General features: G+C 69.7%; 7 protein-coding genes. All 7 read right to left on the bottom strand.

Going from position 1 to position 10,469, the window contains the following annotated elements; translation table 11 throughout:
* Window positions 1-245 precede the first annotated feature (245 nt).
* Genes ON37_RS07400 through ON37_RS07370 form a run of 7 tightly spaced genes read right to left on the bottom strand, consistent with a single transcriptional unit; the run spans window position 246 to window position 10,426 of the window.
* The gene (locus tag ON37_RS07400) at window positions 246-1,199 is read right to left on the bottom strand and encodes a UbiA prenyltransferase family protein (RefSeq protein ID WP_040718035.1); all 954 of its coding nucleotides are present in this window, start codon (window positions 1,197-1,199) and stop codon (window positions 246-248) included.
* The gene (locus ON37_RS07395) at window positions 1,193-2,152 is read right to left on the bottom strand and encodes a ScbA/BarX family gamma-butyrolactone biosynthesis protein (protein WP_051031298.1); all 960 of its coding nucleotides are present in this window, start codon (window positions 2,150-2,152) and stop codon (window positions 1,193-1,195) included. Before ON37_RS07395 ends, ON37_RS07400 begins: the two co-directional genes overlap by 7 nt.
* Window positions 2,149-3,048, bottom strand: coding sequence for a nucleoside-diphosphate kinase (locus tag ON37_RS07390; RefSeq protein ID WP_040718034.1), 900 nt, complete (start codon window positions 3,046-3,048; stop codon window positions 2,149-2,151). Before ON37_RS07390 ends, ON37_RS07395 begins: the two co-directional genes overlap by 4 nt.
* Window positions 3,045-4,133, bottom strand: coding sequence for an SDR family oxidoreductase (locus tag ON37_RS07385; protein WP_040718032.1), 1,089 nt, complete (start codon window positions 4,131-4,133; stop codon window positions 3,045-3,047). Before ON37_RS07385 ends, ON37_RS07390 begins: the two co-directional genes overlap by 4 nt.
* Entirely contained in the window at window positions 4,130-4,381 is a 252-nt protein-coding gene (locus ON37_RS07380) for an acyl carrier protein (protein ID WP_040718031.1), read from the bottom strand. Before ON37_RS07380 ends, ON37_RS07385 begins: the two co-directional genes overlap by 4 nt.
* On the bottom strand, window positions 4,378-7,737 hold the full coding sequence (locus ON37_RS07375) for an AMP-binding protein (RefSeq protein WP_051031297.1): 3,360 nt from the start codon (window positions 7,735-7,737) through the stop codon (window positions 4,378-4,380). The genes ON37_RS07380 and ON37_RS07375 overlap by 4 nt, the downstream gene beginning before the upstream one ends.
* Window positions 7,727-10,426: a phosphoenolpyruvate synthase gene (locus ON37_RS07370; RefSeq protein ID WP_051031296.1), complete on the bottom strand. Its 2,700-nt coding sequence runs from the start codon at window positions 10,424-10,426 to the stop codon at window positions 7,727-7,729. The genes ON37_RS07375 and ON37_RS07370 overlap by 11 nt, the downstream gene beginning before the upstream one ends.
* Window positions 10,427-10,469 lie beyond the last annotated feature (43 nt).

Here is a 10,469-nt window from a genome sequence, read left to right as displayed (position 1 = left end):
CGGCGCACATCGGATACCTCCGGGAGGGTCGTGGATGCACCCGGCGCCACGAACGAGACACCGGACCGCGAGCCCGGCGCGGCAAGGGCGAACCGCACCGGATCCGGCGCACCGCACGATGCGAAGGGGGCAATCCTGCGGCGCCGGGTGCTACTTCAAGCGTGCGCGTTCGCGGCGGTCCGGTCACTGCCCTTTCGGTGCTCCTCCGATGCCCTTCGGCCGGACGCCACTGCCCAGCGCCGGAACTACCGCCAGGTCAGAGCCTGGGCGATGAGGACCGCATACATCAGCAGTACGAATACCACAGCGGGAACGACCGGGTGCTCGCGGGGAGCCGGCGCCGACGCGGCGAACCGGAACGACCAGGCCGCGGCGGCCGGAATCGCCAACAGCGCCAACGGTGTCCACGGCAGTGCCGCCCACGGAAGCTCCCGGTCCCACGGATGGACCAGCAGTAGGTCCGCACCCACGGCCGCCGCCGCGAAGCCGACGATCGCGACCACACTTGTGTCGGCGCCGAGCGCATTCGAGTAACAGCACTGGCCCGGCCGGTGATCGGCGGCGGTTTTACGGGCGAATTCGAAGTGCAGGAAAGCCCCGGCGAAGATCACCGCGATCAGCGCCGGGCGCCACCCGCCCGCGACCTGGCCGGTATCCATGGCCGATCGCACCACGAAGGCGATGATCCACAGCTGTACCGGATAGGTCACCACCAGATTCAGCAACAGGCCGGTCCGGATTCGCGCCGAGGCGTTCTCCAGGCCCCACAGTGCCACCCCGTAGCCCGCCACCCCCACGACCAGCACGGCCGACCACCACGACAGCGCCGCCGCGGCGAGCACCGAGACGACGGCGACCGCTGCGATCGCCACCCACAACTCCCCCACGCCGACGGCACCGGTGACCAAGGGGCGCTCCGGATTGTGGACGCGGTCGTAGTCCAGATCCTTGATCTCGTCCACCATGCGCAGATAGAGCAGGAGGACCGCGACGATCAGGGTCCGCAGCGCGGTCGCCCAGCTCGGCCGCCACGCCGCGTCCGGATGCGAGACAACCGCAGCCGTCGCCTCGACCCCGGCGACGAACAGCACCGCGTACACCAGGTGATGCGATTCGTAGCGCACCACCGTGAATCGGGCGATCCGCGCGACGGATGCGGTGACCGACGTACCGGATCCGGCGGTATCCCGGGTCAGCATTCGGCCTCGTCGGTGTCGTAGCGCAGGCCGATCCGGGCAGCGACCCCGCCGCTTTGGTGGATCTCGCAATCCAGCTGTCCCGGAACCGAATCCGACCCGCGCACCACACATTCGGTGCGCCGATCCAATTCCACGAAGCGCTCGAATGTGCAGGCCACGCCGAGCAACCGGGACGGCTCGCCCGTCGACATCGCGATCACGGTCTGGCGGGCCGCCTCGAGCAGCAGGCTGCCGGGCACGTGATCCACCGGATGATCGAACAGGATCGGGTGACCGGTATCGATCACCAATTCCGTCACGCCCGCCGCGCCGATCCGCCGCAGCGGCCCGACCACCACGTTCCGCGGGTTCACGCGTCCGACATCCGCCGGCGCCGCCGCCTGCCCGGGCGCCACCGGCGCGCCGGTCTCGCCCGGACCCAGCGCGGTGCGGTGATGTGTACGCAGCGCCGCCCAGCGCGACGGCGGCACCCAGGTGAAGGAGCCGTCGACGATCATCATCGGGGTGTCGTCGCACTCGATCTCGAGCACCATGTCGACTCCCTGCAGCACGTCGCCGCGGCGATGCCGCCGGAGGATCTGCACCGCCATCACCAGGTCCGCCGGCGCGGCGCCGATGCGCCACCGGTCGCTGTCCGCGACCGCCCCGTTGAACGTGCGCACGACGAATCCGAAATCCGCGGGTACGCCGAAATATTCGTGGGTCAGCGCGATCGCCGCCTGCCGCGCCGCCTCCATCACCAGCAGCGGATCGTATTCGGCATCCCAGGGCGCCGGACGATCGCCGTAATAGCCGTGCATGCGCGGCAATTGCGCGCCGACGACGAATTCGTCGGTCTTCGCGCTGTCGAGTGAGGTGACGAACACCTCCGAGACCGCGCAGCGATGCGCCAGGTGGCGAGAGATGGTCCGCATATGGCTCGCGGTCGGAATGGTCGCGGTGTCGATCGTCATGGTCGTGCCTCCAACCAGTCGGGTGCGGATACCGGGGGCAGGATTTGGCGGCCACCGGCGCGCATCGGAAGCACCTGCGCCCCCAGCACGATCACCGACCAGGGATCGACCCGCCGCCCGGCGGCCAACGCGCTACGCACCAGTCGAGCGCAGTCCTCGTCGCGATCGGCATCGAAATCAACGGGAACCTCGCCCAGCTCGTCCAGCAGCCGTCGCGTCGCCGCGGCACGGCCGAAATCACGGGCCGGTGTGCGGGCGTACAGGTCCGCCGCGCAGGCGGCCGCCGCGTCGCCGCGGTCTACGCCGGACTCGATCTCACGCAGCACCTGCTCGCGGGTACCGGTGTCGAAGTAGATCGCGAATTCCCGCAACACGTCGGCGGGATCGTCGGGCGAATGGACGAGATTCAGCAGATAGCTGTACCGACCCAGCAGATACCGCAGTTCGCCGGGCTGGCGTCTGCCGGGATCGGTCGGCCCCTTGGCCGCGGTGAGCCGCACCGGAGTCGGGAGCCCAGCGGGATCCCCGGCGACCACCAGGACGAGCGCGTCGGAGATCTCCGCGAGCAGATCGGCCAGCCGCCGCCGTTCCGGTGAGGCGATATTCCACGCGAAATACCACAGGGCCCGGACCAGGTGCCGGTCCACCGGGCACACCCGGGCGGACACGACCCGAAAACCGTTGTCACGCAGCCAGTCGAGGGTCGGCTCGACCGCTCGCGCGACGATCGCGTCCGGCTTCAGCAGAAGCAGGGAATGGCGCCGGGCGAACTCCACCGCATCGATTCCGGCATCCGCCAAGTGCGCGAGCGTCTCCTGCACATAGGTGTCCTCGGCGTAGCGAGTCGCCTTCTCGGGCAGTGGCGTCGAGACCGCCAGCAGTTCGGCCGGGGTCATCGGCCGCTCCCGGCGCCGGCCGCGAAGCGGGCCAACACCTCGGTCACCGATGGCAGCGGTGCACCGAGATAGCCGGACTCGAGACAGTGGTCCAGCAGCAGCCGCAGATACGGCTTGCCGGTGGCGGGGCAGTCGCGTCCCGACAGCGCCCGCGTGGCGGTGGTATCGAAATTCGGCCGCCGCGCGAAATAGCTGGTGTAGAGCCTGCCGATCCGCTGAAAGTACTCCCGCTCGAGCGGTTCCAATTCCCCGACCGCGAAGGCGGATTCGGGCACGAAGGTCGCCACCCGGAAGGACGGATACTCCGCGAAGACATCGGAGATCTCCCGCAACGCCAAGCTGTCGGCGCCCACCGCGTGGAAGGTCCGGCCGGCGGCGGATTCGAAGTCGACGGCGGCCGCGGTGATCACGTCGGCGACGAAATCGACCGGTGCGGGCGCGATGGTGGCGTCGTAGCGGCCCGGCAGCGATCGCAACTTGCCTTCGACGATCAATTTCACCACGGTGTAGAGGTTCTTGTACTCGCGAATCACGCCGGTTCCGGTCGCGCCGGTGACGATGCCCGGGCGGACGACCGCCCACCGCAGTCCCGGTGTGCACCGAACCAGTCGCTCGGCCCGGAACTTGCTGTCCTCGTAGCCGTTTCCGAAGGCCTGGCCCCGATCGAGCTCCGCTTCGCCGATCAGCCCGCTCCGCATCCCACACACGTAGGCGGTAGAGATGTGCACGAACGGGACGTCCCAGCGCACGGCCAGATTCACCGCATTCGCGGTACCGCGGACGTTCAATTCCTCGTACTCGGCCGCGCCGGCGTCGAAAGCGGTGGTCGCCGCGGTGTGCACGATCGTGCCGACGCGCGCGGCGAGTTCCGGCAGGCGTTCCCGCGGCAGGCCCAACTCCGGCCGTCGGATATCGCCGTATACCGCCTCGGCACCGGTCAGCTCACCACCGTCGTTACCGACGACGCGCGAATTGGTGTGCAGCACGGCGATGACCGGTCGTCCCGCCGCCAGCAGCCGCGCCACCACCTCGGCGCCGACCAATCCCCCGGCGCCGGTGACCAGCACCGCGTCGCGTTCGGTCACCGTCGTGTCTCCTCGATCAGGGCCACCACATCCGCGATGCGGCGCACTCCGGCGAGCTGTTCGGGGCGGTAGCGCGGCAGTCCGAAAGCCTGCTCGAGCACGAGTGTGAGCTCCATCAGCCGCAGCGAGTCGAAGGACAGATCCTCGATCAGGCGCATTTCGTCGGCGAGCTCGGGCGGCGGATCGGGCGCCATCGCGACGACGAGCCGCCGCACCTGTTCGGCTACCGAATCGTCCACGGTCGTCATCGCGCACCTCCGTCGCTCCGATGCGGTTGGCGCCCACCGGATTCGAGGAGATCGCGCGCCTCGTCCAGGGGCAGTTCGGTCTCGAGGTACGCGGCCGGACGCAGCCAGTCGTAGCTGATATCGAGGGTGCGTCGCCACTGGTCGCCGGAATCGAAGGAGGCCGGGAACTGGGAGCCACCGGCGATCTCGCGCACCGTCGCCACCAATTCGTCCAGCACGGCCAGTTCGTCGAGGCCGGCGCTGCCCGAGTCGAGGGCGGCCGGGAACCGCACCGCGGCGGCTCGGACGACCCTGTCGCGCAGCGGCCGGGCGTCGGGGAGCAACGCCGCCAGCGTGCGTTCCGGTGCCACGTCGGCGGGCAACGGATGAATACCGTGGGCCGACAGCGCCATTCGCACGCACATCACGACGACTCGATGCGCCGCGATATCGGCCACCTCCGCCTGCCCGGCCTTCACCGCGCCCATCAGATCCTCGCGCGCGTTCTCCAGCACCACATTCGACCAGACCACCGCCATCGCACAGGCGACGAAGCGTTCGGCCGGTAACGGCGACAACGTGGCAACCGGGCGATCGGTACCACCGCCGGCCACACCCAGTGCGGGCATCCGCGCGGACGGCATCGGGGTGTAGGGCCGCAACGGCTTACACATGGCCAGCGCCGGGGCCAGTGGCTCACCACCACGCAGGGCGAGTCCGACGAAGCCGAGGCGAACGAATTCGGCCAGTTCGTCGCCGAGCGCGGCACGCCGCAGTGTTTCGGCGATCGATCTGCCGGCGACGACCGCACGCCAGGCCGCCGCGCCCCGCTCGGACAGCGCGAAGACATCACGATCGTCGCGCAGGACGTGCAGCCGCTCGCCGACCGGCCAGGTCGTCACGCCGTCTCGGCGGGTCAGCAGGACGCGGTCGGGATCGTCGGCGATATCCGTGACCCCGAACCGGGCCGCCAGCGACAGGACGTCCGCCGCGTCGGCGCGGTGCGGGAGGGCGCGATAGGCCGCGATCAGGTCGGCCGTCTCGCCGTCCGCGCCGATCCGGTCCAGCTGCCGCGGTAGCCATTTCGTTTCCAGATAGGTCTCGCCGCGGGCCGCGGCCCAGGACTTCACCGCCTGCAGCAGACCGTCGCGGAACCAGCCGTGCGCCTCGTCGTCCGCGCCCAGCGCCCGCAGCGCCACCGCGTACCAGAGTGCGTGCCGGCTGCGTTGCGCCCACCATCGGGCCACCACGGCCGCGAAATCGCGCATCGGCAGTAGCGTCCGCAAACCGTCGATATCCACCCCGGCGGCGGTGCGCAGCACGCTCGCCCGGAGGAAGCGCTGGCAGCGGTTGAGCACATCCTCGTCCAGGTCGCCGACGCGATCCGCACCGGCGACCCGGACGAGCTGTGCCCGCAGCTGCGCCTGCGAGCGACTGCGCACCTCGATGCGGCGCCCGTCGACGAACACCACCGTCGGCAGCGTCGGCAGTTCCTCGTCGCCGGGCGCCACCACGAGGAAATCGATATCGGAACCCTCGTTACCGAATCCTTCCGCCAACGACCCCTCGAACAGGGCGGCAGAATTCGGTGGGACCGATACCGATTCCAATGCGGCGGCAAGCAATTCACCGGCACGGTCGAGTGCCGGCGCCGGTGCGGTCGCCGCCGCCGTGGCGTCGGGGAGCCGGTGTTCGGTGGCACCGGGGAGGCGGCCTTCGGCGTACAACTGCCACATGTGCCGACGCCGGGGTTTGCCGCTGGACGTGCGGCGGATGAAGCCCCGCGGGCCGGTCACCACGCCGATCGTGCCCGCCGGGCCGAGTTGGCCACGAATGATCGTGCGGGCCCCGGTGATCCACTGCCCGGGCGCGGTCTCGGCGAACAGGACCACGCCCGGTGTGGCAGCGCCCGACAGCGCGACCGCCGCGAGTTTGCCCTTGGTGATACCGGTTTCGCGCGCCACCCGCGATTCGATGTCCTCCATGAACACCGAGCGACCCCGGACCTTCAGGCTGGTGCCCATCCGGCCGAGTACGAAAACCTGGTCCCGGAAACGGAATCCGGCATCGCCGGTATAGAGCCGGCCGTCGACGAGGCGGGTGGCTCCCGGTGCGTCGTCGGTGTAGCCCCGGGCGACCGAGTCACCGATGACCACCATCTCGCCGAGGACGCCGTCGGGCAGATCGTTACCTTCGTCGTCGACCACCCGGACCGTGGATTCGGGTGTGGAGAAGCCGAGGCCGGTGATCCAGCCCGGACCGTCCACCCAGCGTCCGTCGCCGAGTTCGGCCTCGGCGACCACCCGGACCGGCCGGCCGGGACGCAGTGTGGCGGTGTCCACGCGCACAGCGGTCAGTGGACGGTCCCGCGCCGACGAACTCACCATCAGAGTGGCTTCGGCCAGGCCGTAGGCGAGCGTATAGGCGGCGGCCGAAAAGCCCTGCGCGCCGGTGAGTTCGGCGAAGGCGCGCAGATCCGCGACCTCGACGGGTTCGGACCCGACCGCGAGCGTGCGCCAGCCCGACAGATCCAATCCGGCGATATCCCGCGGCCGCACCCGATGCGCGACATACCCCAGCGCGAACGACGGCGAGGGCGAATGCTGTGCGTGCGCCATCGCCCGCAACCAGCGCGCCGGATCACGGACGAATTGATCGGGCCGCATGAGATACAGATCGCCCTGGTTGGCGACGGTGGTCAAGAAGGCGCCCACCAAGCCCATATCGTGATACAGCGGCAGCCAGGACACCATCACCTCACCGGGCCGCCAGTCGATCAGCCGGCTGATCATCCGGATATTGGTGGCCAGGTTGTGCCAGGAGATCCGGACACCGCGCGGTGTTCCCGTCGAGCCGGAGGTGAACTGCAACAGGGCGGTTTCGGCGGCCGGCACGGGAACCCGCGCGGCCGGAGGCTCGGATTCGGTGACCACCAGCGGGGCGTCGTCGCGGCCCGCGGCCGCCATCGCATCCCGCACCAGAGCGGCCAATTCCTCGGACGTGACCACCACGCGCGGTGCCGCCTGCTCCAGCACCGCGGCGACGTGCGCGAGGTAGAGGTCCCGGTCGGCGAACATCGGCGGCGCGATCGGAGTGAAGACGCCCCCGCACGCCCATACGGCGTAGAAGGCTGCCACACAGGAGAATCCGGTCGGCATGATCACGCACGCGCCCGCGTCCTCGCGGTCGGCGCCGAGCCCCCGTTCCCGCAGCCGCGCGGCGATGGACCAGGTCAGATCGGCCAGTTCGGCATAGCTGCGGAACTGCCAGCCGTCCTCCTCGTCGGCGAGGTGGATACCGGTTTCGGTGGCCGGACGCACCAGCCAGCCACGGACGAGTTCCTCGTCGTCGGTGTCGATCGGCAGGTCAGTGGTCATCGTGGTCCTTCCCTTCGTCGAGCACGGTGACGGTTCCGGCGCTGCCGTCCACGCGCAGCGACATACCGGTACGAACGGTCCGGGTGATCCCCGGAATCTGCACCACCGTCGGGACGCCCAATTCGCGCGCGACGATGGCGACGTGAGTCAGTGGGCTGCCGCGCTCGACCACCAGCGCCGTCGCCGACGGCAGCACCGCCACCCAGCCCGGGTCGGTGCGATAGGTGACCAGTACGCCGTCGGTCACATCACGCGGTTCACCGACGACGACCGCTGGACCGGTGCCGATACCACCGCCCGACGGGGTGCCCGTGAACACCGATCCGGCGGATGCGGCCGGGATATCCGTGATCGGCACCCAGCCCACCGAGGCGAGCTCGGCCGGTCCGAATCCGTCACCGTGGGTGACGAATCGATCCGGGGCGACCAGTCGGGCGTCGGCGGCGCGTTGCTGTTTGCGGGCGGCGACCACCGCTGCAAGCCCGGCGGTGTCGCCGCCCTCGTAACACTGCCGCAGCTCCGGCAGGGTCAGCAGGAACACATCGGCGAACTCGTCGATGACATTGCGCTGCACCAGGTCTCGCCCCATGGTGCGAATCGTCCGCTTGACCATGCCGAAGGCTCGGGTTCGGCAGAAGCGCAGGCTCTCCCGGTGACCGGCGCAGCGGGACACCTTGCGGCGCAGGCGCTCGTAGACCGCGCGTCGCCACCCGCGCAGATGGGTGTCGAGATAGCGCTGGGCGTCGTCGGCGCGGCGGGCGGGCTGCTCCGGCAGTGCGGCAAGCAACATGACGAACAGCGCCGACGGATCCTCCCGCAGATCCGGGGTCTCCAACTTCAATTCGTCCAGGCTGCGATAGCCGTACCGGTCGATGTAGTCGTCGACCCGAGCCCGGAACTCGTCGTGACCGCCGGATACCAGGGCGTCGTAGGCGCCCTCCGCCGCAGTGGTTTCCAGGAGCGCGCGCAGCCGAGCGTCCGCGCGCACGGTGGCCGCCAGCTCCGCCATGGCCCGCGCCGGGTCGGCGGATTCGACATCGGCGCCCGGCCCGGCGACGGCGTAGAGGAACCATTCCGGCGCGTTCGGCAGCAGCAGCCGGGTGAGGAGGTAGAGCAGGCCGGTCGAGGTCAACAGCATGGCGTCGAGGACCATCATGGGTCCCCAGCGGTGCACCAGTTCGCGATCGAGTTCGCGGTAGCGGGCGTACGCCTGCGCGCCGGTATCGTGGCGATCGTCGTGGGCCTCGAATTCGTCGTAGACGCGGTAGAACTCGGCGAGGAACCGTCGCATCATCGCGTCGATCGTCACGATCCGCCCCAGGTAGATCGCCGTGGTGCGAACCCGCGATACCAGAGCGGCCAGCGGATTGGCGAAGGTGAAGGGGCGCAACGTCTTCGCGATCTCGTCGGCCAGTGGTTCGGCCACGCCTAGTGCGGCCTCGAGTACACGGCGGTTGAGGGGATAGCCGGGTGCGATGCCGACCATCCGGTACCAGTGCAGCAGGTTGTAGTAGACGCGACCGTGAAAGTAGCCGAGCAACACCGGAGTCCAGCGATCGGTCTGTCGCAGCTGCGCCGGCCGCACGCCCAGCGAGCGCGCGTATTCACGATAGACCCGGCCGTAGATGTCGGCGGCGGTGGTGAAGGTGAGCGGTGAGGTGATGCCGCTGAAACTTTCGATGATGTTGGAGTTGTCCCAGATTCGCAGCTCGCCCGCCGGCACCGATTCACCCGCGCCTCGCAGCTGGGCGCCGATCGCGGTGGTGACCGGACGCGCTTGCAGCACCCAGAGCTCGCCCTCGGTATCGAAGGCCCACTCGACGTCCTGCGGACCGCCGGCCGCCGTCTCGATCCGACGACCGAGCTCGATCACCTGCCGCACCTGCGCATCGGTCAACGCCGGCCGCTCGCGCAACGCGGGTTCGACCTCTTCGGCGACACAACCCTGTGCTCCGGCCGCACGATAACGGGTGGCCTTCTCGCCGAGTATCCGGTCGACCACGGTCGCCGAAAATTTGTCCACCACATAGGTATCGGCGTCCACCGCGCCCGAGACCAGCCCCTCCCCCAAACCGTAGACGGCACTGAGCACCATTCGATCCGCGGCGGCCGTGCTCGGATCACAGGTGAACAGCACCCCGCTGGTCTCGGCCGCGATCAGCCGCTGCACGATCACCGACGGAACGGTGGGCAACGGCAGGCCGTGCGCGAAGCAGTAGCCGATCGCGCGCGGGGCCGGCGCCGAGGCCCAGCAGGCCGTGACGGCCGTGGCCAGGGCGTGCGCACCCGATACGTTCAGGAACGAATCGAACTGCCCGGCAAACGAATACACCGCGCCGTCCTCGACCGCGGCCGACGAGCGCACCGCCATCGGGCCGCCGCCGAGCCGCCGCGCCAGCTCGCCGACCGCATCGACCAGCCCGGGTGGCGGTGGCGTGGTCATGATGCCCGCGCGGAGTTTCGCACCTCGGGCCAAGGCGTCGTCGAGATCGGTGGCGCGAGCGAATTCCGCTGCTGCGGTGACGATCTCGTCCGGCATATGGTCGAACAGCCCCGGCTCGACCAGCAGCCACTGCGGCACCGGTAACGCGGCATCGCGCAACCGCCGTAATCCGGCCGCTTTGCCGCCGCCGGCCGCGGGCAAATCGTCGAGGCCCACCTCGGATCCGTGCACCAGCTCTCCCGTCATCGCCGACCGCGCGCCTGCCCGGCGGTCGCATCGCAGGGTTCGT

Origin of the sequence: Nocardia veterana NBRC 100344 (assembly GCF_000308855.1) — a bacterium.
GTDB classification, from domain to species: Bacteria; Actinomycetota; Actinomycetes; order Mycobacteriales; family Mycobacteriaceae; genus Nocardia; species Nocardia veterana.
The sequence above is the reverse complement of the archived record's forward strand: the minus strand, read 5'-3'. Positions and strand labels throughout refer to the sequence as shown.